Here is a 23148-nt window from a genome sequence, read left to right on the forward strand (position 1 = left end):
CAGCATCGTGATCAAATTGAAACTGGACAACGTGAACAAACAACTGGGCGGCGTGCGGATTCTTCGCGACGTTAGCCTGGAGATCGCTACGGGTGAATTCGTGGTGTTCGTTGGCCCTTCGGGCTGCGGAAAGTCGACCCTGCTGCGACTGATCGCCGGATTGGATTCGATCTGCGGCGGCGACCTGCTGATCGACGGGCGACGGGTCAACGACCTGGAACCGCGCGAGCGTGGCGTCGGCATGGTGTTTCAGTCTTATGCGCTGTACCCGCACATGAGCGTCTACGACAACATCAGCTTTGGTCTCAAACTGGCCAAGACGGAAAAGAGCAGCCTGCGCGAGCGCGTGCTGAAAACAGCGCAAATCCTGCAATTGGACAAACTGCTGCAACGTAAGCCAAAAGAACTGTCTGGAGGGCAGCGTCAGCGTGTGGCAATGGGCAGAGCCATGGCGCGTGAACCGGACATTTTGTTGTTCGATGAGCCGCTCTCCAATCTGGATGCTTCCTTGCGGGTGCAGATGCGCAACGAAATCGCCCGGCTGCATGATCGACTGGGCTCGACCATGATCTACGTCACCCACGATCAAGTGGAGGCGATGACCCTGGCCGACAAAATTGTGGTGCTCAATGGCGGTCGCGTAGAACAGGTCGGCTCACCGCGCGAACTCTATGAGCGCCCAACGAGTCGCTTTGTCGCCGGTTTTCTCGGCTCGCCCAAAATGAATTTCCTGGCAGCACGCCTGCATGCCCCGGGCGAAACCAGCCTGGTCGACACCCCCGTTTTGGGTATGACCACCCTGCCCTTCGACAGCTCGAACCTGGCGGCGGGCACGCTGCTGAGCCTGGGGGTTCGCCCGGAGCACATTTCGCTCAAAGCGGCTGAGGGAACCGGCGGGATCGTGGTGACCGGGGTCGAGTACCTGGGCAGCGAAACGTATGTGCACCTCGAAACAGGTCAGGACGAGCCACTGATCTGTCGTTGTGAGGTCAGCGCCGGATGGCAGGTGGGCGATCGGGTCGAACTGCAGCTGGACATCGACAACCTGCACCTGTTCGACGACGACGGCACGGCCTTGGAGCGCCGTCCAAAAACCATGGAAAACCTGCCGAATGAAGCCTCTCTGCGCTCAGTCCGAGTACACGCCCTATGACCTTGTCTTTGAATACTATGAGCACCCCCAAGTCTTCTTCCCTTGACCTTGCGCAGCGTGCACTGAGTGACGGCCTGACTCGCATCATCCACGATTATCGACCCGGTTATCATATTGCTCCCCCGGCAGGCTGGATGAACGATCCTAACGGGGTGGTGTACTTCCGCGGCGAATATCACGTTTTCTATCAACACTACCCCTTCGAAGCGAAGTGGGGCCCGATGTACTGGGGCCATGCCAAGAGTGACGATCTGGTTCATTGGCAGCACCTGCCCATTGCGCTTGCACCCGGCGATGACTTCGACCGTGACGGCTGTTTTTCCGGTAGTGCGGTGGTGTGCGGAGATACCCTGGCGCTGATCTACACGGGGCACACCTGGCTGGGCGAGGTGGGTGACGAGCGCTTCATCCGTCAAGTCCAGTGCCTGGCCACCAGTGTCGACGGTATCCGGTTCGTCAAGCATGGCGCCGTCATCGAGACCGCGCCGCAAGACACAATCATGCACTTTCGTGACCCAAAGGTATGGAAGGAGGATGACTATTGGTACCTCATTGCCGGCGCACGGCTTGGCGATAGGCCGGTGCTCCCGCTGTACCGTTCCACGGATCTGTACGTCTGGGAGTTCCTTGACTATGTGTCCGGCGGCAGCGAGGGCGATGGCTATATGTGGGAGTGCCCGGATCTGTTTCGACTGAACGGACGCGATGTGCTGCTGTACTCCCCTCAAGGCATGCCACCCCAAGGTTATGAACGGCTCAACAAGTACCAGACGGGCTATCGAGTGGGCCGACTCGACAGCGACTGGCACTTCACTGGCGGGCCTTTTATCGAACTGGACAACGGCCACGATTTCTATGCAGCGCAAACGCTATTGGCCGCCGATGGTCGTCGCCTTGTGTGGGCATGGCTCGACATGTGGGAAAGCCCGATGCCGAGCCAGGCCCATCACTGGTGCGGCATGCTCGGATTGCCACGCGAACTTGAACTGTGCGCTGATCGCCTTTGTGTATATCCGGCACGAGAGCTCACCGCTCTGCGCAAGACGCTATTACCGAGCACGCCGTGGTGGGAGGCGGCGGGAACCCAGTGGGTACCAGGAGTGAACGGCGATATGCTCGAAATCCATGTGCACCTGGATTTACTCGGCTGCACCGATGGACACCTGGGAATCGCCTTGCGCTGCAGCGAGGATGGCCATGAACAAACTTTGCTCTACTACGATGCGGCGTTGCAGCGTCTGGTGCTTGACCGCAGCCGCTCGGGTGCGCAAGTCACAGATCAGCGCAGCGTGTCGATAGACCCGACACAAGTGTTACTGGCATTGCGAGTGTTCCTTGATCGCTCGTCCATTGAGGTGTTCGACGAAAACGGGCGCTTCAGTCTCAGCAGTCGCATCTACCCACAGCCCGATAGTCTGGGTGTGAAGCTTCTTGCAAGCGGGACTGGCGGGCGTGTCTCGATTCCCAGGGCATGGCCTCTCGCTTCGGGATGGCTATGAGCAGCCTTATTCGAGTCGCGAGAAGCGCGGGCAATGTGTCATGATTCTGCGTCAACCTGACCGGCCTTGCCTCGCATGACTTCAGTGAAAGACGTTGCACAGCTGGCCGGCGTGTCCCTGATGACGGTTTCTCGAGCGCTCAATAATCCGGAAAAACTGAGTCCCGAAACCCTTCTGCGGGTGCGTCGCGCCATTGATGAACTTCAATTCGTACCGAGCCTGTCGGCGCGCAAGATGCGCGGCGATAACCTCCAGAGCCGAACCATCGGTGTGTTCGCGCTGGACACCGCGACCACACCGTTCGCGGTCGAGTTGCTGCTGTCCATCGAACAGACCGCGCAGCAAGCCGGCTGGAATGTCTTTATCCTCAACCTGCTAAGCAACCCGCCCACCGACCAGAATATCGACCTGATGCTATCGCACCGTCCCGACGGGTTGATCTTCAGCGCCATGGGGTTTCGCCATGTGAACATTCCCGAGCGCTTGAAGAGCAAACCCTTGGTACTCGCTAATTGCCTGGCAGATGACAGTCGCCTGGTGAGTTATGTGCCAGACGACGAAACGGGGCAGTATCGAGCGGTACATCATGCGTTTAGCCAAGGCTATCGGCGCCCTCTGTGCATCAATCTGCCAAAACAGAGTCTGGCCTGGGGCCTGCGGCAGAAAGGCCTGCAGCGTGCCTGTGAGGCATTCGGACTGGCGCCTGACGCGCTCCTGCAATACGACCTTTCCGATCATGACGCCTATGGTGAAACCGCAGCCATCCTCGACCGCCACATCATTGATGGTCGTCCCCAATTCGACATTCTGATTTGTGGCAACGACCGTATTGCCTTTTGTGCCTATCAGCTGTTATTGGGCCGTGGCCTGAAAATTCCCGACGATGTCGCCGTTCTCGGCTACGACAACATGATCGGTATTGCTGAGCTGTTCATCCCGCCGCTGACCACGGTGCAACTGCCGTACTACGAGATCGGTCGCAAGGCTGCCCGACACCTGATCGAGACCCTCGAGGAATCGGGAGCCCAGCCAGTTGATTGCCCATTGGTGGTCAGGGCATCACTATAAGAATTAGTTGAAAGCACACCCGCTTGCTTTCGATTTGCCATTAGCCTGTCACGCACGCGAGGTGTTCCGCCGCCACCAGGACGCAGGCAGCGCTACGAGCGCTCGACCTTGGTCAGCACACCTTCCACCGTGATATCGGGCTTGTGCATAGATCTCGGCAGACCTTTACCGAACCGGTGCGGATACTTGCCCAGCTTGTAAGCGATCAAGTAAAGATCGGTTCCGAATAAATTCCTGGCAAAAAAAGGCCCTCAGAAGGCCCTTTTGTACTCAAACCAGAATCACTTGGTCAGCCAGGACTCGACGGTCGCAGAAGGGATTAAAAAAGTCTTAATAAGCTTTGTTCTCAACCAAGCAATTGCCTCCATCCACCACGAGCAACTCACCTGTGATGTAACTCGCTTCAGGTGAAGCCAAGAATACAACGGCAGCGGCCACTTCCTCTGGCCGACCCGCTCTCCCAAGAGGTGTAGAGCGTGCTGCTTTTACTTCATCAGGAGTGCTCGACCCTGTAGCTATCCAACCAGGGGCAACTGAATTCACAGTGATACCTAGATGAGCAACCTCAAGAGCAAGACTCATGTTCATCCCTACCATTCCGGCCTTTGCTGCACTATAAGCAGCCTCTCCTGGATTACTGGCTCGTGTGCCTGTGGTTGAGCTGATGTTCACTATGCGGCCATATCCTCTAGCCCGCATCCCAGGCAACACCCGTTGAGTTAACAGGAACGCAGTTGTCAGATTTCTAGCGATGGAAAGATTCCAGGTTTCGAGGCTCGTATTCGTGAACTCGGCGAACGGTTCTGGACTCCCTTGCATCGCCATACCGGCATTATTTACAAGAATATCGATGCGGCCCCAGACGGACTCAGCCCAAGCGACGAACTCACTAACCTGAGTTTCCTGAGTTAAGTCTACCGGTCGACCCTCTGCTTCGAAGCCGGCGGCGCGTAACTCCGCAACCCGCTCATTGATGCGTGCGCTGCTTGCCGTGACGATCAGCTTGGCCCCTTGAGCTCCAAGACGATGGGCAATAGCCATACCGATTCCAAGCTCACTGCCCGCTCCACTCACAAGCGCCACCTGATCTGCCCAGCTTGAATTCATCATCCTGGCCTCTGTTGAAGGTTTGCGAAGCACACGAATGGAGGTGTAGCAGATAGCCGGAAACGCCGGTTGAGGATTTAGTCGCTGACTTCGATAAACTGCAAATAAAAAGGGCCCTCGAAGGGCCCTTTTGTACTCAAACCAAGATCACTTGGTCAGCCAGGCTCAACAGTCGCCGAACCATCCAGCCCGACAGCTGCTCTGAGATAGCTTACTGCCGAATATTGTAGGCAAAACCTACACCGTGTCACCTATCGCACCCGACAAAGATGACCCTCAAACAGCCCTTTGCGTGCATTCCGACTTATTGGACTTCTCGAAGAAAATCACCCCGATACTGAAATCTGCGACCTTTGTGTTCTTCACCAAGCCGCCAAAGCCATTCTTGGCGTCACGAACAGCCGTATCGGTCAACGGCATGGGTACATCCCCTCGTCTCGTTCGATTGAGGAGAGATGTACGGGTCCGGCGATGCATCATCTATCTGGAAACTGCTACGAGCAAAACCCGGATTTCGAGGTACTTATTGATGTACTTGAAATTCGTGGCTGCGGGTAGATTTCGGTAGAATTCGCCGGAACGAAAAAAGAGGCCGAAGCCTCTATTTTCTAGCTTTGCAGCGCTCAATGGAGGTCTGCAACGCAACATCTGGAGCGGGAAACGAGACTCGAACTCGCGACCCCGACCTTGGCAAGGTCGTGCTCTACCAACTGAGCTATTCCCGCGTCTTGGTGTGGCGCATTCTATAGAATCCAGAAGCCCCGTCAACCCTTTGATTCAAAAAAGTTTATTTCTTTTCCACGTCGGTCTTCAGATGCGGCCAGGCAGCCCGAAGGTATTGGACCATTGACCACAATGTCAGGCCGGCAGACACAAGCAGCAAGGCGTAACCGATCAAGACCCAGAAGGTGAAGTCCGATGGATTGGCCAGCAGGATCACTAGCGCCAGCATTTGCGCGGCGGTTTTCCATTTGCCAAGGTTCGACACGGCGACGTGAGCGCGGGCACCGAGTTCGGCCATCCATTCGCGCAGTGCCGAGACGACAATCTCGCGACCGATAATGACGGCGGCAGGCAGTGTGAGCCACAGATTGCCGTGTTCTTGCACCAGCAATACCAGCGCAACGGCAACCATCAGCTTGTCAGCCACGGGATCGAGGAAAGCCCCGAACGGTGTGCTTTGTTCCAGACGACGGGCCAGATAACCGTCCAGCCAGTCAGTGGCGGCGGCAAATGCGAACACCGAGGCGGAGGCCAGGTAGCTCCATTGGTAAGGCAGGTAGAACAGTAAAATGAAGATCGGGATGAGCAGGACGCGTAGAACGGTAATCAGATTAGGGATATTCATCGGCACAACTGGCTACGAGGTGAGGTGGCATTCTACTCGCTGTGCAGATTTGCATAAATCAACTCTGCGAGCTTTTTACTGATCCCGGGTGCTTTGGCGATCTCTTCGATGCTGGCACGAGACAGCTCCTGCAATCCACCAAAATGTTTTAACAAATCACGCCGACGTGTCGGTCCGACGCCTGCAACGCCCTCAAGCGTTGATGTGCGTCGGGTTTTGCCACGGCGAGCGCGGTGCCCGGTAATTGCAAAACGGTGGGCTTCATCGCGTATCTGTTGAATCAAATGGAGCGCGGGGGAATCGCCGCGCAGCGTAAATTCGTGGGCTGCGTCATTGAGGTACAGGGTTTCAAAACCAGCCTTGCGCGTCGCGCCCTTGGCCACGCCCAGCAGAATCAGATCAGGCACCGCCAGTTCATTGAGCACGTCGCGGGCCATCGACAGCTGCCCCTTGCCGCCGTCCACCAGCAAAATGTCCGGCAGCTTGCCCTCCCCGTCCTTCAGCTTGCTGAAGCGTCGGGTCAGGGCCTGGTGCATGGCTGCATAGTCGTCGCCCGGGGTGACGCCTTCGATGTTGTAACGACGATAGTCGGATTTGATCGGGCCTTCCGGACCGAACACCACGCATGAGGCAACGGTGGCTTCGCCGCTGGAATGGCTGATGTCGTAGCATTCAAGACGCTGCGGCGGTTCGTCCAGGTTCAACACTTCTGCCAAGGCCTCGAAACGGGCGGCGACGTGTTGACGGTTGGCCAGCCTCGCGCCCAACGCTTGCTCGGCATTGGTGACCGCCAGTTGTTGCCAGCGCGCTCGCGTACCGCGGACCCGATGGCTGATGGTCAATTCGCGACCGCGCAGCTCTTCGATGGCCGCAATCAGGGTCGGAAAGTCTTCGTGAACCACGTTGACGATCAACTCGCTCGGCAAGTCTCGCTCGGGACTGGTAATGAAGTACTGACCGAGAAATGCAGCCATGACCTCGGAAACGTCTTCGTCGATTCCGACCTGAGGGAAGAAGTTCTTGCTGCCCAGCACCCGCCCACCGCGCACGCTGATCAAGTGAACGCAAGCGCCCCCCGGATTGACGAACGCGGCGATCACATCGATATCGCCCGTGCCGCCCTCCATGCTTTGCTGATCCTGGACTCGGCGCAGCAACGATATCTGGTCGCGCAACTCGGCGGCGCGCTCGAACTCGAGGTTGATCGCCGCCTCTTCCATACCCGCAGACAACTCGTCCGTCAGCGCATTGCTGCGGCCTTCAAGGAACATGACCGAGTGGCGAACGTCCTCGGCATACACCTCGGGCTCCACCAGCCCGACGCACGGGGCCTTGCAGCGCTTGATCTGGTATTGCAGACAAGGACGCGTGCGGTTCTTGTAATAGCTGTCTTCGCACTGGCGAACAAAAAAGGTCTTTTGCAGCAGGCTCAGGCTTTCGCGAATGGCGCCCGCGCTCGGATACGGACCGAAATACTTGCCCTTGGCCTTTTTTGCACCGCGATGGATGCTCAAGCGAGGGAACTGGCCATCCGAGAGAAAGACGTAAGGGTAGGATTTGTCGTCGCGCAGCAGGATGTTATACGGCGGGCGCCATTCCTTGATCAGCGTCTGCTCAAGTAGCAAGGCTTCCGTTTCGTTGGCCGTGATGGTGGTTTCGACCTGGGCAATACGCCCCACCAGCGCCGCGGTCTTGGGCGCAAGACCGGTTTTGCGAAAGTAGCTGGCCAGGCGCTTTTTCAGATTCTTGGCTTTGCCGACGTAGAGCAGGCGTGCATCGCTGTCGAACATGCGATAGACACCGGGACGCCCACTGACCGTGGACAGAAAGGCGCCTGCATCGAAGACTTCAGTCATTTTCAGAGGCTGGCATCGACCATGCCGTGACGCACCGCCAACAGCGTCAGCTCGACATCACTGCTGATCGAGAGCTTCTCGAAAATGCGGTAACGGTAAGTGTTGACCGTTTTTGGCGACAGGCAAAGCTTGTCGGAAATGATCTGGACTTTCTGACAGCCGACAATCATCAATGCGATCTGGATCTCGCGTTCCGACAGAGCGTCGAAGGGCGAATCGTTGGTCGGCTGAAAGGATTTGATCGCCAGTTGCTGGGCAATCTGCGGGCTGATGTAGCGTTGCCCGGCAAACACCAGGCGAATCGCCTGGACCATTTCCGGCAACCCGGCGCCCTTGGTCAGATAACCCGCGGCTCCGGCCTGCAACAGCCGCGTAGGAAACGGATCTTCCTCGCACACGGTGACCGCGACAACTTTGATGTCGGGATGACTGCGCAATAATTTGCGCGTGGCTTCAAGACCGCCGATCCCGGGCATCTTGACGTCCATCAGCACCACATCGGGTTTCAACTCACGCGCTTTCAGCAGGGATTCCTCCCCCGACTCAGCCTGGCCGACTACTTGCAGGCCATCGATGTCAGCCAGCATTCGTGTAATGCCCGTACGAACGAGATCATGGTCATCGACTACTAGCACCCTAATCAAGCAGACACCTCGCGATATGGTCTTATTGGGTTGCCGGACACCTTAGCAAAAAGCGACTGGCAGACCTAGCGGCAAGCGTTATATAAAAAGTTTCAATACATCTTGAAAGGCCTGTCGCAAGCGTGTTTCAGCCAAGAAGCTGATCGACATCGCGCTGCATTCTCAGGAAACACTCGTCTTGGCCGACCACCTTCAGCCCTTTTCTCTCGTACAGGGCTTTGGCCGGATTCGTTTCAAAAACTGTCAGGCGTAACGCCGGACGCCGCTCCTTGCACGCCATGGCAAATACCTGATCGATCGCCCAGGAACCGGCACCCCGCCCCTGAAACGCTTCGAGCACGTGCAACTCGCGGATGTACAAGGCCCTGGCGTCGCGACTGAGGCTCACGTAACCCTGCAAGACATCGTCACAGACGATCAACCAGTTCTCGCGCCCGGCCCAGGCCACATCGAAGGCTTCGTCCTGCCATAACAAATCATGCCGAATATAGTAGCCAAGCATGGTTCGACAGGTGAGATCGCGAGCAAACCCCAGATCCGATGAAGTTGCCGGACGCAATTCGAACCCCATCAAGCCTCCGCGACATTCAGGACTTGCCCTTTCCAGCCGTCAGCGTCCCGGCGAGCAATCACCAGCAGGTTACCCGTGCCGGGGGCCGCTGCAATCAACAATCCATCCGCCGCCCAGATCGCGCTGCGCCCAGCCGATTCCCAACCTCCCGTCACCCCGCCATGGTTAGCCATCAGCACTGCCATGGAATGGGTGCCGGCATAGCCTTGCAAGAGGGCAGTATCCGGCGCATAGCCGTTTTCGGTGATCAGTACGCCCGCGGCATAAAGGTCGGCGCCTTGTTCCGCCGCCGCTGCCGCGTGGCTGGCGTGAGAAAAATCGGCGCACACCGCCAGCGCGATCGTGTCGCTGCCGATCTTCAACGTCGAACCACCCGTGCCCGGCGCAAACGCCACCTCCTCGCCCGGATGCAGATGCTGCTTGCTGTACACCCCGAGCGAACCATCGGCGCCCAGGACCAACGCACCGATCAGTACCGGCGAATCATCCGACAGACGAATCGGCATTCCGACCACGCTCGTAACGCCCACTTCCCGCGCAAAATTTCGCAGCGGTTGCAGCACCTCGGCATTCGGGTCGATTGCCAACTCAGCCGCCAGCCCTCGCTCGTACCCTGTCAGCGACAATTCGGGAAAGACGAGCAACTGGACGCCCTGCTCCGCGGCAACCTGCATGAAGCGCTGATGCCAGGCGATATTGGCGGCGAGATCAGCCGCGATGGAGATCGATTGTGCAGCGGCGATGGTCAGTGTCGTCATGTTTCGTCCTTGTGATGTGACAGATTGGGCGGAACGCGAAGTGTGTCATAAACCCCGACGCACTCAAGCGATAGAAAACGTCGCCAGTGACCGATAGCATTTTCTGATTGAAACCGCGCACCGGCCTCTAGTAAGCTCGGCGCATTCATCGGAGACAGACCATGTTCAACGCCCTCTCACAGCTACGTACCGCCAGCGCCTCGCGCTCGGTTGCGGCTGCCCGGGCGACTGACGTTTGTGCCCCGGCCAGCTTTTATTTTGGGTATTGGTTTAGCCACTGGCGCGCCTGATACCCACACGGCGCCCACTTTAAACGGGTCGCCACCAGAGAATTCTCAACCCCCGGTCGGCCTCCCGACCGGGGGTTTTGTTTTTTCAGCCCCCCCATTTTTAGCGACACACCAGACAACTTGAGGATTTAGAAAATGAACTACGCCACTTATTACCGTTACGACAGTTTTACCGCCTGGCGATTTAGCAGCCTCCGCTCGGGACAGCCTGCCGCCTCCGATCGGTCACCCACAGGTGGCAAGCACACACACGCAGCCAATCCGGCCAATTGTCGAACACCCCAGTAGGGCCGAGCGCGCGGGACCAAACCCGCCACCAGCCCAGGAAGCCTGAATATGAACTCGTCCGTCTCTGCTCTGCCGCTGTCCACCTTGAGCCCCGCCAATGAAGCGCTGACCCTGCGTCTGCCCAGCTCGTTGCAACTCAAGCAGCAACTGCCCCTCGACAACGCCCTGACCCGGCAAGTCGCCGCTCACCGCGACGCGGTCCGCGCGATCCTCAACGGTGAAGATTCCCGTCTGCTGGTCATCGTCGGCCCTTGCTCGATTCACGACCCCCGGTCCGCCCTCGAATACGCGGCCAATCTCGCTCGCCTCGCCAACGAAGTCAGCGATGAAATGCTGCTGGTGATGCGCGCCTACGTCGAAAAACCCCGTACCACGGTCGGCTGGAAAGGCCTGGCCTACGACCCGCAGCTTGACGGCAGCGATGACATGGCTGGCGGTTTGACGCTGTCGCGCGAACTCATGCGCGAAATGCTGCGCCTCGGCTTGCCGATTGCCACCGAACTGCTGCAACCCATGGCGGCAGGCTACTTCGACGATCTGTTGAGCTGGGTCGCCATCGGCGCCCGCACCACCGAGTCGCAAATCCACCGGGAAATGGCCAGCGGCCTGAGCATGCCGGTCGGTTTCAAAAACGGCACCGATGGCGGTGTTGCCGTTGCCAGCGACGCCATGCGTTCGGCCGCCCACCCGCATCGCCATTTCGGTGTCGACAGCCAAGGGCATCCTGCGGTCATTCAAACCCCGGGCAATCCCGACACCCATCTGGTTTTGCGCGGTGGTCATCGCGGGCCGAACTACGATCGCGACAGCGTCGCCCAGGTGAACAGCGATTTGACCCGACTCAAGATCCCGGCCCGGATCATGGTCGACTGCAGCCATGCCAACAGCGGCAAAGACCCGGCACGCCAGCCGGCCGTGTTCAACGATGTGCTTGAGCAACGCCTGCAGGGTGATCGATCGCTGATCGGCATGATGATCGAGAGCCATTTGTTCGAAGGTTGCCAGCCCCTGAGCCCATCGTTGCGCTACGGCGTATCGGTGACCGATGGCTGCCTTGGCTGGACCGGAACCGAACAACTGCTGCGTCAGGCAGCCGACCGGCTGCGATCACAGAACAGCGTTCAACGACCGGCATAACCACCGCCGAGCTTCCAGCCCTCGATCGAGGGCTGGGTGTCTGAAAAGCGAATCGGTTAGCAGGTAAACGACGTTCGCACAGTAGGCCGTTGCAACGATGTGGCCCGCGAACGACAAAAAGATGTCCAAATATTCCGAACTGGACCTCATCCTCTTTCGAACTTTCCTACATTTTCTATACCTTTTTCATCAGCTTACAGCGGATTTCTCATACACCGCCAAGCTGCCGACGTGCTTTAGAGTGAGCCCATATTCACCCCTCTGAACCACCGCGAAAAAGGAATGAACATGCTACGGAATGCAACCACTCAGTATCCAATCCTGCTGATCCACGGGCTCTTCGGCTTTGATCGCATTGGCAAAGTCGAACTCTTCCATGACGTCAAGCAGGCCCTTAGAAGTGCCGGCGCAAGAGTGTTTATCCCCCACCTCTCGGCTACCCAAAGCAACGAAGTGCGCGGCGACCAACTGTTGGCACAGATCGAACGGGTGCTGGAAGGAACCGGCGCCCAACAGGTCAACCTGATCGGTCACAGCCAGGGTGCCCTCGCGGCACGTTACGCGGCAGCCATCGCGCCAGAAATCGTCGCGTCAGTGACTTCGGTCAGCGGCCCGAACCACGGCTCGGAGCTCGCCGACTTTCTGCGCAAGGCACTGACACCCGGACGCCTGCCGGAACACGTTGCGGCAACGGTGGCCACCCTGTTTGCCGACTTTCTGTCGTTGCTCAGTGGCCATCAGCACATGCCGCAGAACGCCATCGCAGCGCTCAACGCATTGACCACCGAAGGCGTGGGCGCTTTTAACGACAAGTACCCGCAAGGGCTGCCGAAGACCTGGGGCGGCAAGGGTCGCGAACTGGTTAACGGCGTTCGTTATTACTCCTGGAGCGGGACATTGCAGGGCGACCTCCTCGACAAAGGCCTGGATGCGGTCGATCCGCTGCATGGTTTCCTCCAGGCCTTTTCCCGCTACTTCACCACTGAAGCGGATCAGAATGACGGCATGGTTGGCCGCTACAGCTCCCATTTAGGCAAAGTTATCCGTTCCGACTATCCGCTGGATCATTTGGACAGCCTCAGTCAAACCGCTGGCGCACTGCGCAAGGGCATCGACCCGATTGCCTTGTATGTGCAACATGCCGAGCGCCTGAGAAATGCCGGCCTGTAAACCGTGCGGAACTTTGACGAGAAATAGGCCACTGAATCCGGTAGGCTCCGCACTTTACTGAACATTGAAAGGAGTATTTTTCCATGGCTAAAGCCACTGCCCGTCACATCCTGGTTGCCTCGGAAGCCAAGTGCAACGAACTCAAAACCCAGATCGAAGGCGGCGCTGATTTCGCCGAAGTTGCCAAAGCCAACTCCACTTGCCCGTCCAGCCGCCAAGGCGGTGACCTGGGTTCGTTCGGTCCAGGCCAGATGGTCAAGGAGTTCGACGCCGTCGTCTTCAGCGCTCCGATCAACGTGGTGCAAGGCCCGGTCAAGACCCAGTTTGGCTATCACTTGCTGGAAGTGACCAGCCGCCAGGACTGATCGACGCCCTGGTTTTTGTGCATGACGGCCCGCCTTTTGGTGGGCCGTTGTGTTTCGGTTACGTGATACGGCTGGCGAGGGACGCGCCGCTAGCGTACAAATTGCGGTTATCGACCACCCGGCTTTAAGGCTGACAATGCGACTGGCTTTCCCTACTTTGTTGTTCACTGCCGTGGCCCTGATACTAAGTGCCACTGGTGTGAATGCAGCACCGCAACATGCGTTGACCGTGTACGGCGAACCGGCGAAGTATCCCGCCGGCTTCAGTCATTTCGCCTACGCCAACCCGCAAGCCCCCAAGGGTGGCAAGATGCGTCGCTCGGCTATCGAAATCGGGCATTTCGACCATATGTTGCCGTACATCGACAAGGGCATTGGCGTCACGCAAATCGACGGTTTGCTCTACTCGCCTCTGGCCCAGCGCTCGCTTGACGAGCCTTACACCGTGTACGGCCTGGTGGCGCAAAAGATGGAACGCTCGGACGACGGCATGTCCCTGCGCTTCTATTTGAACCCCAAGGCGCGCTTCGCCGACGACACACCGATCACAGCCCAGGACGTGCGTTACACCTTTGATTTGCTGATGACCCAGGGCAGCCTGCGCTATCGCACCCAGTTCGCTGACGTCAAAGGCGTCGAAGTCGAAGCGCCGCTGACGGTTCGGTTCGACTTCAAAAGCAACGAAAACCGCACCCTGCCCCTCGACATTGCCACTCTGCCGGTCTTTCCGGAACACTGGTGGAAGACCCGTGACTTCGCCAATGGCGGTGGTTATGAGGCGCCACTGGGCAGTGGCCCTTACAAGGTGGGCAAGGTCGATTCCGGTCGCAGCATCACCTTCGAGCGCAACGCCACCTGGTGGGGCAAGGATCTACCGGTCAGCCGCGGCCTCTACAACTTCGATCATTTCAGCATTGAGTACTTCGGCGATACCGACGTCGCGCGCCAGGTCCTGCGTGGCGGTGCCTACGATTACAACCGCGAATTCTCCGCGACCGGCTATTCCATCGGCTACGAAAGCCCGGCCCTGAGCGACGGTCGCCTGCAAAAAGCGCATCTGGCCACACAAGCACCGCAACCGGCCCAGGGGTTTGTCTTCAATCTGCAAAACCCGGTATTCCAGGACCGCCGAGTACGCCAGGCGCTGGTCATGCTGTGGGATTTCGAGTGGAGCAATCGGCAGATGATGCGTGACATGTACATCCGCCAGCAGAGCTTCTTTTCCAACACCGACCTCGCCGCCCGCCAATTGCCGGATGCGGGTGAGCTGGCCATCCTTGAACCGCTGCGTGGGCAGATCCCCGACGAGGTCTTCACCAAAGTCTTCGAAGCGCCGAAAACCGATGGCAGCGGACTCATTCGCGACAAACAATTGCAAGCGCTGGACCTGCTCGAGCAAGCCGGATGGAAACCCGATGGCGATCAGTTGGTCAACGCCGAGGGCACGCCGCTGAGTTTCACCTTTCTGGTCAGCCAGAACGGCATGGACCGATTGCTGCTGCCGTATAAGCGCACCTTGAAACAGATCGGCGTCGACCTGAATATTCGCCGCATCGACTCGTCCCAGTACGTGAATCGCCTGATGAGCCGCGACTACGACATGATCGTCACCGGCTACCCGGTCACCACTTCACCGGGTGGCGAGCTGTTCAACTACTTCGGCTCGGTCTCGGCCAACGACCCCGGTGCCAACAACTACATGGTGCTGAAGAACCCGGCGGTCGACACGCTGCTCAACGGGTTGGTCCGCGCCAACACCCAACCGGAAATGCTGCGTTACGCTCATGCGCTGGATCGGGTGCTGCAATGGAACTACTACTGGATTCCCAACTATTACCCGCCGGGCACTTCGACGGTGTGGTGGAACCGGTTCGGCATGCCCAACGAGCAGGCCAGTAATGACGAAGCCATAGAGAGCTGGTGGGAAGTGAGCACCACGCCGCTGACCAACCAGCAGATGACGGCCGAGAAAATCCGCCGTGGCACACCCGGAGGGCCGCATTGATGTGGGCTTATATACTGCGGCGCCTGCTGCTGATCATCCCGACGCTGGTGATCATTCTTCTGGTCAACTTCATCATCGTCCAGGCCGCGCCGGGCGGTCCGGTGGAACAGGCCATCGCGCATTTGCAAGGCATCGGCGGCGCGAGTGTCGGCGGCGGCTCCGGCGAGACCATGTCCGGCACCTCCCGGGCCAGTCGCGGCCTCGACCCGCAATTGATCAAGGACATCGAAAAGCAATACGGCTTCGACAAGCCCGCGCACGAACGTCTGTGGCTGATGCTCACCAGCTACGCGCGCCTGGACTTCGGCAAGAGCTTCTTCCGCGGCGCGACCGTCACCGACCTGATTCTGGAAAAAATGCCGGTGACCATTTCTCTCGGGCTCTGGGCGACGCTGATCACCTATCTTGTGTCGATCCCGCTGGGCATCCGCAAGGCCGTACACCATGGCAGCCATTTCGATATCTGGAGCAGCACGGCAATCATCATCGGTTACGCGATGCCGGCGTTCCTGTTCGCGATGTTCCTGATCGTGGTCTTTGCCGGTGGCACCTCACTGAACTGGTTCCCGGTGCGCGGGCTGGTCTCGGACAACTTCGAATCGCTGTCGACCGTGGGCAAGATCGCCGACTACTTCTGGCACCTGGTGCTGCCGGTGACGGCGCTGGTGATCGGCGGCTTCGCCACCTTGACGATCCTCACCAAGAACTCGTTCCTCAATGAAATCACACGACAGTACGTGGTCACTGCACGGGCCAAAGGCTTGAGCGAACGACGCGTGCTTTACGGCCACGTGTTTCGCAACGCGATGCTGCTGGTGGTGTCGGGGATTCCCCAAGCGTTCATCAGCGTGTTCTTCGCCGGCTCGCTGCTGATCGAGGTGATTTTCTCCCTTGATGGCCTGGGGCGCATGAGCTACGAGGCCGCCGTGTCGCGGGACTATCCGGTGGTGTTCGGCTCGCTGTTTATCTTCACGCTGTTCGGGCTGCTGATCAAACTGATCGGAGACCTCTGCTACACCCTGGTCGACCCGCGTATCGACTTCGCCGCGAGGAACGCCTGATGTTCAAGCTCTCGCCATTAGGCCGTCGCCGCTTCGAGCGCTTTAAGAAAAACCGCCGGGGCTGGTGGTCGCTGTGGCTGTTCATCGGCCTGTTTCTGCTGACGTTGGGCGGCGAGTTGATTGCCAACGACAAACCGCTGGTGGTCAGTTACCAGGGCCAGTGGTACTTCCCGGTGTTCAAGCGTTACACCGAGCAGGAGTTCGGCGGGCAACTGCCGTTTCAGGCCGACTATCGCAGCGACTACGTGCAGAAGCTGATTAACAAGGACGGCGGCTGGATGCTGTTCCCGCCGATCCCGTTCAGCGATGACACGCCCAACTACGAACTCAACAAACCGGCGCCGAGCCCACCCTCGAGTGTCAACTGGCTCGGCACCGACGACCAGTCCAGGGATGTCATGGCCCGGGTGATTTTCGGTGCGCGGGTGTCGATCCTGTTTGCGTTGATGCTGACCTTTGTCAGTGCGCTGATCGGCATCGCCGCCGGCGCGCTGCAAGGCTATTACGGCGGCTGGGTCGACCTGCTCGGTCAGCGCTTGCTGGAGGTCTGGTCCGGGCTGCCGGTGCTGTACCTGCTGATTATTCTGTCGGGTTTCGTCGAGCCGAATTTCTGGTGGTTGCTGGGGATCATGGCGCTGTTTTCCTGGCTGGCGCTGGTCGACGTGGTGCGCGCCGAGTTCCTGCGCGGGCGCAACCTGGAATACGTCAAGGCCGCTCGTGCGCTGGGCCTGACGGATCGAAAAGTGATCGTCCGGCATATCCTGCCCAACGCCATGAATGCGACGTTGAGCTACCTGCCGTTCATTCTCACCGGGGCCATCTCCACCCTGACGGCCCTGGACTTCCTCGGCTTCGGCATGCCAGCCGGCAGCGCATCGCTGGGCGAGTTGATCGGGCAAGGCAAGCAGAACCTGCAAGCGCCGTGGCTGGGACTGACGGCGTTTTTCACCCTGGCGCTGATTCTTTCCTTATTGGTGTTTATCGGCGAGGCGTTGCGAGATGCCTTTGACCCTCGGTCTTGACCCCCGATCCTGACGCGGAATGTTGATATGAGTACCAACCTGATCGAAATCCGTGACCTCAGCGTGGCCTTCAATGGCCAGACGGTGGTGCGCAACCTGTGCCTGGACATTCGTCCCGGCGAATGCCTGGCGTTGGTGGGCGAATCGGGCTCCGGCAAATCGGTGACGGCCCACTCGATCCTGCAACTGCTGCCCGAGATTGGTACCCAAACCACTGGCAGCATTCGCTATCGCGGCAAGGAGCTGCTCGGCGCCCCGCCACAGGTGTTGCGTGAGTTGCGCGGCAACCGGATCGCGATGATCTTTCAGGAACCGATGACCTCGCTCAATCCGTTGCACAGCATCGAAAAGCAGATCGGCGAAACCCTGCTGGTGCACAAGGGCCTGACGGGCAAAATGGCCCAAGCGCGGATTCTGGAGTTGCTGCATCTGGTCGGCATCCAGAAACCCAAAGAGCGGCTCAAGGCCTATCCCCATCAACTGTCCGGTGGCCAGCGGCAACGGGTGATGATCGCCATGGCCCTGGCGTGCGAGCCGCAGTTGCTGATCGCCGACGAGCCCACCACGGCGCTGGACGTGACGGTGCAGCGCAAAATTCTGATTCTGCTCAAGTCCCTGCAACAGCGGCTCGGCATGTCGCTGCTGTTGATCAGCCACGACCTCAATCTGGTGCGCAGCATCGCCCAGCGCGTGTGCGTGATGAAGGCTGGAGAAATCGTTGAAGAGGCCACGTGCGAGACGATCTTCACCGAGCCGAAGCACCCCTACAGCTGCGTGCTGCTGAACGCCGAACCGGAAGGCGAAGCCCTGCCCCGGGACGAGCGCGAGAACGTGCTGGAAGTGGACAATTTGAGCGTGCAGTTTGCCCTCGGTGGCGGGTTGTTCCAGCGCAAGACTTACCTGAAAGCGGTGGACGGCATCAGCCTCAACATTCAGCGCGGCAAAACCCTGGGCATCGTTGGCGAGTCCGGCTCGGGCAAGTCGACGCTGGGTCAGGCGATCCTGCGCCTGCTCGAGTCCGAAGGCAGCATTCGCTTCCAGGGCGAGGCGCTGGACGGTCTGACGCAAAAGCAGCTGCGGCCATGGCGCAAGAAGATGCAGGTGGTGTTCCAGGACCCCTTCGGCAGCCTCAGCCCGCGCATGTCCGTGGCGCAGATCATCAGTGAAGGGCTCGAAGTGCATAGCCAGTTGACGGCGCAAGAGTGCAAGGCCGAAGTGATTCGCGCACTGGAAGAAGTCGGCCTCGACCCGCAAAGCCGCGATCGCTATCCCCACGAGTTCTCCGGCGGCCAACGTCAACGCATCGCCATCGCCCGGGCCCTGGTGCTGAAACCGGCGCTGATTTTGCTCGACGAACCGACGTCGGCACTGGATCGCACCGTGCAGAAGCAAGTGGTCGCCCTGCTCCGCCAGCTGCAGGAAAAACATGGCCTGACCTACCTGTTCATCAGCCATGACCTGGCGGTGGTGCGCGCCCTGGCCCACGACATGATCGTGATCAAGGACGGTAAAGTGGTGGAAAGCGGTGCCAGCCATGACGTGTTCGATTCGCCGCAGCATCCGTATACCAAAGAGCTGTTGGCGGCGGCGCATCCGCGGTAGGCATAGGACCGCGTCGCCTCAATCGCTAGCAGGCTAGCTCCCACATTGAAACGCGGTCCACTGTGGGAGCTAGCCTGCTAGCGATAGGGCCCGCCAAGACAATACATAATCTGGATCTGACCTCTATGAACACCACCGAAAACCTCAAGGATTACCAGCGCGTTCGCCTGCTGGCGATCCGTTCGCTGTTCGAGATCATCGAGCAGTCCAGCGAGGGCACGGTGATTGTCGACCGCGATGCGAACATCGTCTGGATGAACGAGCGCTATGCCCGGCGTTTCGGCCTGGAGTCGGCCGAAGTGGCCATCGGCAAGGCCTGCGAAAGCGTGATCCCGGGCAGTTTGTTACGTGAGGTGGTACGCACGGGCCGGCCGATCCTGCTGGACATGCAGGAGACGCCGAAAGAACCGCTGGTGGTGATGCGCCTGCCAATCCACGACGACGCGGGCGCCGTGATTGGGGCCATTGGTTTTGCGCTGTTCGACGAATTGCACAGTCTGTCGCCGATGCTCAAGCGCTACCTGAGCATGCAGGAAGAACTGGCCTCCACCCGTTCTTTGCTGCGGGCGCGGCAGACCAAGTACAACTTCGCCCACTTCATCGGGACCAGCGCCGCCAGCCTGGAAGTCAAACGCCGCGCCCGGCGCAGTGCCAGTGCCGAGTCACCGGTGCTGTTGCTCGGCGAAACCGGCACCGGCAAGGAGTTGCTGGCCCAGGCGATCCACGGCGCTTCGCCGCGTGCGCACAAAGCCTTCGTCAGCATCAACAGCGCGGCGATTCCCGAGGCGTTGCTGGAAGCCGAGTTCTTCGGCACCGCGCCCGGCGCCTTCACCGGCGCCGATCGCAAGGGCCGGGCCGGCAAGTTGCAGATCGCTCAGGGCGGCACGCTGTTTCTCGATGAAATCGGCGACATGCCGCTGCCACTGCAAAGCAAGTTGCTGCGCGTATTGCAGGAAAAGGAGTTCGAGCCGGTCGGTTCCAATGAAGTGATCCAGAGTGACGTGCGAGTGATCGCGGCCACCTCCACGGATCTGGAAGCAGCGATCAAGCGCGGCGAATTTCGCGCCGATTTGTATTACCGCCTCAACGTGCTGCCCATCAACGTACCGCCCCTGCGCGATCGGCTGGACGACTTGCCGGCGCTCAGTGAAGCGATCCTCGAGGAATTGCGCAGTCAGCATGAGTTGAACACCGAAGCTTTGGAACTGCTGAGGCAGCACGCCTGGCCGGGGAATATCCGTGAACTGCGCAACGTACTGGAACGCGCGGCGCTGCTCAGTGATGACCTTGTGTTGAATGCCGCAGATATACGCGCGGCGATTGGTACGTTTACGCCAGTGGAGCGCGTGGCGCCGAGGGTGATCGAGGGGGTTGCGCATGAGACGTTCAGTGAAGCGCGGGAGCGGTTTGACCGGCAGTTGATTGAATCTGCCCTGGCGCAATGCGGGGGCAAGGTGATTGAAGCGGCGGCGCGGTTGGGGCTGGGGCGATCGACTTTGTATAAGAAGATGGTGGCGTTGGGGATTGCCGAGTCTCTATAAAGAGATATAAATCTCCATTGGTAGATAGACCATCGCGAGCAGGCTCGCTCCCACAGGTTAACGGTGTTGCTCCTGAGAATGCGGTCAACTGTGGGAGCGAGCCTGCTCGCGATGAGGACCACACATTCAATGCAAGTCTCACAAGAGAGACGATCATCTGAACTCCCACACTTCAAATCCATAAATATCCTTATATTTCAATATGTTGCGCGCATGGCACGAATCTCGCTAAAGCCCTCTCCCACAAAAGATCCACCCTAAAAAAATAACAATCCAGGAGACACACCATGAGTGTGATCATTGCCTTGGCAGCCCTCGCGCTGCTGATGCTGGCTGCTTACCGTGGCTACAGCGTTATTCTCTTCGCCCCGATTGCCGCCCTTGGCGCCGTCTTGCTCACTGACCCTTCCGCCGTCGCCCCTGCCTTCACCGGGGTGTTCATGGAGAAAATGGTCGGCTTCATCAAATTGTATTTCCCGGTGTTCCTGCTCGGCGCGGTGTTCGGCAAGCTGATCGAGCTGTCGGGTTTCTCGCGCTCCATCGTCGCGGCAGCGATTCGGCTGCTCGGCACTCGCCAAGCCATGCTGGTGATCGTGCTGGTCTGCGCCCTGCTCACTTACGGCGGCGTGTCGCTGTTTGTGGTGGTGTTTGCGGTCTACCCGTTTGCCGCTGAAATGTTCCGCCAGAGCAACATCCCAAAACGGCTGATCCCGGCCACCATCGCCCTCGGTGCATTCTCGTTCACCATGGACGCCCTGCCCGGCACCCCGCAGATCCAGAACATCATCCCCAGCACCTTCTTCAACACCACCGCGTGGGCGGCGCCGTGGCTGGGTTTGATCGGATCGATCTTCGTGGTCTGCGCCGGCATGCTGTTCCTGCAGCGACAACGCAACAAGGCTCAGGTTACCGGTGAAGGGTATGGCACCGAACTGCGCAACGAACCGGAAACCGCGCCCGACATCAAATTGCCAAATCCGTGGATCGCCCTGTCACCGCTGCTGGCGGTGGGCATCATGAACCTGCTGTTTACCCAGTGGATTCCGCAGTGGTACGGCAAGACCCACAGCCTCGCGCTGCCAGGCATGGCCGCGCCGGTGACCACCGAAATCGCCAAGCTCACCGCGATTTGGGCGGTTCAGGCAGCCTTGCTGGTGGGCATCATCATGGTGCTGGTGTTCGGCTTCCAGGCGATTCGCGGCAAGCTGGCCGAGGGCAGTCGAAGTGCCGTCAGCGGTTCGTTGCTGGCGGCGATGAACACCGCTTCTGAATACGGTTTTGGTGCGGTGATTGCCTCCCTGCCAGGCTTCCTGGTATTGGCCGACTGGCTCAAGAGCATTCCCGATCCGCTGGTCAACGAAGCGATTACCGTGACCCTGCTGGCCGGTATCACCGGTTCCGCGTCTGGCGGTATGAGCATTGCGCTGGCGGCCATGGCCAATGACTTCATCGCAGCCGCCCACGCCGCCAACATTCCGCTGGAAGTACTGCACCGGGTGGCCGCGATGGCCAGTGGCGGCATGGACACCCTGCCGCACAACGGCGCGGTGATTACCTTGCTGGCGGTCACCGGCCTGACCCACCGCGAAGCCTACAAAGACATTTTCTGTATTACGCTGATCAAGACCCTGGCGGTCTTTGTGGTGATCGGTACTTTCTACGCCACTGGCATTGTGTGAGGTATTCATGACGACTCTTTCGGGCAAGACTGCACTGGTCACCGGTTCCACCAGCGGCATTGGCCTGGGGATAGCCCTCAGCCTGGCCAAGGCCGGCGCCAATCTGATCCTCAACGGTTTCGGCGATGCGTCCAAGGTGATTGCCGAGGTTGAGCAGGTCAGTAAAAAAACCGGTGGCAAGGTTGGCCATCATCCGGCCGACGTCAGCGACCCGGCACAGATTGCCGACATGATTGCCTATGCCGAGCGTGAATTCGGTGGCGTCGACATTCTGGTGAACAACGCCGGCATCCAGCATGTGGCGCCGGTGGAAGACTTCCCGGTCGAGCGCTGGGATTCGATCATTGCGATCAACCTGTCGTCGGTGTTCCACAGCACCCGTTTGAGCCTGCCGGGCATGCGCGCCAAGGGTTGGGGGCGGATCATCAACATCGCCTCGGTGCATGGCCAGGTCGGTTCGGTGGGTAAAGCCGCGTACGTCGCGGCCAAGCACGGCGTGATCGGCTTGACCAAGGTGGTCGGGCTGGAAACCGCAACGACGAATGTCACCTGCAACGCCATTTGTCCGGGTTGGGTGTTGACGCCGCTGGTGCAGAAGCAGATTGATGATCGCATCGCCACCGGGGTCGAGCCGCAACAGGCGCAGCACGATTTGCTGGCCGAAAAGCAGCCGTCGCTGGAATTCGTCACGCCGCCGCAATTGGGTGAGCTGGTGTTGTTCTTGTGCAGTGAGGCCGGGAGCCAGGTGCGTGGCGCGGCGTGGAATATTGATGGTGGGTGGTTGGCGCAGTAGTTCGGCAGTAAACCCCTGTGGCGAGGGGGCTTGCCCCCGTTGGGTGGCGAAGCCGCCCTGAAATGGTCGCGACAACCGATTTACGACTGCTTCGCAGCCGAACGGGGGCAAGCCCCCTCGCCACAAAAGCTCCCTCGCCACAGAAGCCTGCTCCACAGTAGCCTGTGTGTACGCATAAGAAAAAAGAGGCA

The 23148-nt window shown here is 59.2% G+C and carries 20 protein-coding genes, 1 tRNA gene and 1 pseudogene; 14 read left to right on the top strand and 8 right to left on the bottom strand.

Going from position 1 to position 23148, the window contains the following annotated elements; translation table 11 throughout:
- Positions 1-7 precede the first annotated feature (7 nt).
- From ACA070_RS17650 to ACA070_RS17665, 4 genes and pseudogenes are all read left to right on the top strand, one after another.
- On the top strand, positions 8-1153 hold the full coding sequence (locus ACA070_RS17650) for an ABC transporter ATP-binding protein (protein WP_497447665.1): 1146 nt from the start codon (positions 8-10) through the stop codon (positions 1151-1153).
- Positions 1150-2652, top strand: coding sequence for a glycoside hydrolase family 32 protein (locus ACA070_RS17655; RefSeq protein ID WP_497447666.1), 1503 nt, complete (start codon positions 1150-1152; stop codon positions 2650-2652). Before ACA070_RS17650 ends, ACA070_RS17655 begins: the two co-directional genes overlap by 4 nt.
- Before the next feature lie 75 nt (positions 2653-2727).
- On the top strand, positions 2728-3720 hold the full coding sequence (locus ACA070_RS17660) for a LacI family DNA-binding transcriptional regulator (protein ID WP_497447667.1): 993 nt from the start codon (positions 2728-2730) through the stop codon (positions 3718-3720).
- A gap of 92 nt (positions 3721-3812) precedes the next feature.
- Positions 3813-3950: pseudogene (locus ACA070_RS17665) on the top strand (LysR family transcriptional regulator); the annotation flags it as partial.
- Positions 3951-4050: 100 nt separating this feature from the next.
- Here ACA070_RS17665 and ACA070_RS17670 read toward each other — a convergent pair.
- The 8 genes from ACA070_RS17670 to ACA070_RS17705 all read right to left on the bottom strand — a co-directional run bounded on the left by ACA070_RS17670 (position 4051) and on the right by ACA070_RS17705 (position 10004).
- Positions 4051-4827, bottom strand: a complete 777-nt coding sequence (locus tag ACA070_RS17670; RefSeq protein WP_497451973.1) for an SDR family NAD(P)-dependent oxidoreductase — start codon at positions 4825-4827, stop codon at positions 4051-4053.
- 276 nt (positions 4828-5103) lie between these two features.
- Positions 5104-5247 carry a hypothetical protein gene (locus tag ACA070_RS17675; RefSeq protein WP_497447668.1) on the bottom strand — a complete coding sequence of 48 codons (144 nt, stop codon included), beginning with the start codon at positions 5245-5247 and terminating at the stop codon, positions 5104-5106.
- Between the two features lie 229 nt (positions 5248-5476).
- Positions 5477-5552: transfer RNA gene (locus ACA070_RS17680), tRNA-Gly, on the bottom strand.
- Positions 5553-5614: 62 nt separating this feature from the next.
- A complete protein-coding gene (gene pgsA, locus ACA070_RS17685) occupies positions 5615-6175 on the bottom strand; it encodes a CDP-diacylglycerol--glycerol-3-phosphate 3-phosphatidyltransferase (protein WP_109632018.1) in 561 nt (186 codons plus the stop codon).
- A gap of 32 nt (positions 6176-6207) precedes the next feature.
- The gene (gene uvrC / locus ACA070_RS17690; RefSeq protein ID WP_497447669.1) at positions 6208-8031 is read right to left on the bottom strand and encodes an excinuclease ABC subunit UvrC; all 1824 of its coding nucleotides are present in this window, start codon (positions 8029-8031) and stop codon (positions 6208-6210) included.
- A 2-nt stretch (positions 8032-8033) separates the two neighbouring features.
- On the bottom strand, positions 8034-8675 hold the full coding sequence (gene gacA / locus ACA070_RS17695; RefSeq protein WP_008015884.1) for a response regulator transcription factor GacA: 642 nt from the start codon (positions 8673-8675) through the stop codon (positions 8034-8036).
- Positions 8676-8802: 127 nt separating this feature from the next.
- Positions 8803-9246 (bottom strand): GNAT family N-acetyltransferase, encoded by a 444-nt coding sequence (locus ACA070_RS17700; RefSeq protein ID WP_497447670.1) that lies wholly within the window; start codon positions 9244-9246, stop codon positions 8803-8805.
- Positions 9246-10004, bottom strand: a complete 759-nt coding sequence (locus tag ACA070_RS17705) for a carbon-nitrogen hydrolase family protein (RefSeq protein WP_497447671.1) — start codon at positions 10002-10004, stop codon at positions 9246-9248. The genes ACA070_RS17700 and ACA070_RS17705 overlap by 1 nt, the downstream gene beginning before the upstream one ends.
- A gap of 626 nt (positions 10005-10630) precedes the next feature.
- Between ACA070_RS17705 and ACA070_RS17710 the strand changes: the two genes are divergently transcribed.
- From ACA070_RS17710 to ACA070_RS17755, 10 genes are all read left to right on the top strand, one after another.
- Positions 10631-11719, top strand: a complete 1089-nt coding sequence (locus ACA070_RS17710; RefSeq protein WP_497447672.1) for a 3-deoxy-7-phosphoheptulonate synthase — start codon at positions 10631-10633, stop codon at positions 11717-11719.
- Between the two features lie 288 nt (positions 11720-12007).
- Positions 12008-12889, top strand: coding sequence for an esterase/lipase family protein (locus tag ACA070_RS17715; RefSeq protein ID WP_497447673.1), 882 nt, complete (start codon positions 12008-12010; stop codon positions 12887-12889).
- An 83-nt stretch (positions 12890-12972) separates the two neighbouring features.
- Positions 12973-13254, top strand: a complete 282-nt coding sequence (locus ACA070_RS17720; RefSeq protein WP_056741530.1) for a peptidylprolyl isomerase — start codon at positions 12973-12975, stop codon at positions 13252-13254.
- A gap of 136 nt (positions 13255-13390) precedes the next feature.
- Complete coding sequence (locus ACA070_RS17725; protein WP_497447674.1) at positions 13391-15259, top strand: extracellular solute-binding protein; 1869 nt, start codon at positions 13391-13393, stop codon at positions 15257-15259.
- Positions 15259-16320, top strand: a complete 1062-nt coding sequence (locus ACA070_RS17730; protein WP_438657734.1) for a microcin C ABC transporter permease YejB — start codon at positions 15259-15261, stop codon at positions 16318-16320. The genes ACA070_RS17725 and ACA070_RS17730 overlap by 1 nt, the downstream gene beginning before the upstream one ends.
- Positions 16320-17342 (top strand): ABC transporter permease, encoded by a 1023-nt coding sequence (locus ACA070_RS17735; RefSeq protein WP_497447675.1) that lies wholly within the window; start codon positions 16320-16322, stop codon positions 17340-17342. The genes ACA070_RS17730 and ACA070_RS17735 overlap by 1 nt, the downstream gene beginning before the upstream one ends.
- 27 nt (positions 17343-17369) lie before the next feature.
- On the top strand, positions 17370-18944 hold the full coding sequence (locus ACA070_RS17740; protein ID WP_497447676.1) for an ABC transporter ATP-binding protein: 1575 nt from the start codon (positions 17370-17372) through the stop codon (positions 18942-18944).
- A gap of 125 nt (positions 18945-19069) precedes the next feature.
- Positions 19070-20485, top strand: coding sequence for a sigma-54 interaction domain-containing protein (locus tag ACA070_RS17745; RefSeq protein ID WP_497447677.1), 1416 nt, complete (start codon positions 19070-19072; stop codon positions 20483-20485).
- A gap of 287 nt (positions 20486-20772) precedes the next feature.
- Positions 20773-22164 carry a GntP family permease gene (locus ACA070_RS17750; protein WP_497447678.1) on the top strand — a complete coding sequence of 464 codons (1392 nt, stop codon included), beginning with the start codon at positions 20773-20775 and terminating at the stop codon, positions 22162-22164.
- Positions 22165-22171: 7 nt separating this feature from the next.
- On the top strand, positions 22172-22957 hold the full coding sequence (locus ACA070_RS17755; protein ID WP_497447679.1) for a 3-hydroxybutyrate dehydrogenase: 786 nt from the start codon (positions 22172-22174) through the stop codon (positions 22955-22957).
- Positions 22958-23148 lie beyond the last annotated feature (191 nt).

Source organism: Pseudomonas sp. LBUM1678, assembly GCF_059695575.1.

Excerpts from the sequence above, each read along its gene's own strand:
- ACA070_RS17655 (WP_497447666.1), top strand. The coding sequence starts at position 1,150 with ATGACCTTGTCTTTGAATACTATGAGCACCCCCAAGTCTTCTTCCCTT.
- ACA070_RS17660 (WP_497447667.1), top strand. The coding sequence starts at position 2,728 with ATGACTTCAGTGAAAGACGTTGCACAGCTGGCCGGCGTGTCCCTGATG.
- ACA070_RS17720 (WP_056741530.1), top strand. The coding sequence starts at position 12,973 with ATGGCTAAAGCCACTGCCCGTCACATCCTGGTTGCCTCGGAAGCCAAG.
- uvrC (WP_497447669.1), bottom strand. The coding sequence starts at position 8,031 with ATGACTGAAGTCTTCGATGCAGGCGCCTTTCTGTCCACGGTCAGTGGG.
- ACA070_RS17700 (WP_497447670.1), bottom strand. The coding sequence starts at position 9,246 with ATGGGGTTCGAATTGCGTCCGGCAACTTCATCGGATCTGGGGTTTGCT.
- ACA070_RS17740 (WP_497447676.1), top strand. The coding sequence starts at position 17,370 with ATGAGTACCAACCTGATCGAAATCCGTGACCTCAGCGTGGCCTTCAAT.
- ACA070_RS17670 (WP_497451973.1), bottom strand. The coding sequence starts at position 4,827 with ATGAATTCAAGCTGGGCAGATCAGGTGGCGCTTGTGAGTGGAGCGGGC.
- ACA070_RS17750 (WP_497447678.1), top strand. The coding sequence starts at position 20,773 with ATGAGTGTGATCATTGCCTTGGCAGCCCTCGCGCTGCTGATGCTGGCT.
- ACA070_RS17745 (WP_497447677.1), top strand. The coding sequence starts at position 19,070 with ATGAACACCACCGAAAACCTCAAGGATTACCAGCGCGTTCGCCTGCTG.
- ACA070_RS17705 (WP_497447671.1), bottom strand. The coding sequence starts at position 10,004 with ATGACGACACTGACCATCGCCGCTGCACAATCGATCTCCATCGCGGCT.
- ACA070_RS17730 (WP_438657734.1), top strand. The coding sequence starts at position 15,259 with ATGTGGGCTTATATACTGCGGCGCCTGCTGCTGATCATCCCGACGCTG.
- ACA070_RS17675 (WP_497447668.1), bottom strand. The coding sequence starts at position 5,247 with ATGCCGTTGACCGATACGGCTGTTCGTGACGCCAAGAATGGCTTTGGC.
- ACA070_RS17725 (WP_497447674.1), top strand. The coding sequence starts at position 13,391 with ATGCGACTGGCTTTCCCTACTTTGTTGTTCACTGCCGTGGCCCTGATA.
- ACA070_RS17735 (WP_497447675.1), top strand. The coding sequence starts at position 16,320 with ATGTTCAAGCTCTCGCCATTAGGCCGTCGCCGCTTCGAGCGCTTTAAG.
- ACA070_RS17710 (WP_497447672.1), top strand. The coding sequence starts at position 10,631 with ATGAACTCGTCCGTCTCTGCTCTGCCGCTGTCCACCTTGAGCCCCGCC.
- ACA070_RS17715 (WP_497447673.1), top strand. The coding sequence starts at position 12,008 with ATGCTACGGAATGCAACCACTCAGTATCCAATCCTGCTGATCCACGGG.
- ACA070_RS17755 (WP_497447679.1), top strand. The coding sequence starts at position 22,172 with ATGACGACTCTTTCGGGCAAGACTGCACTGGTCACCGGTTCCACCAGC.
- pgsA (WP_109632018.1), bottom strand. The coding sequence starts at position 6,175 with ATGAATATCCCTAATCTGATTACCGTTCTACGCGTCCTGCTCATCCCG.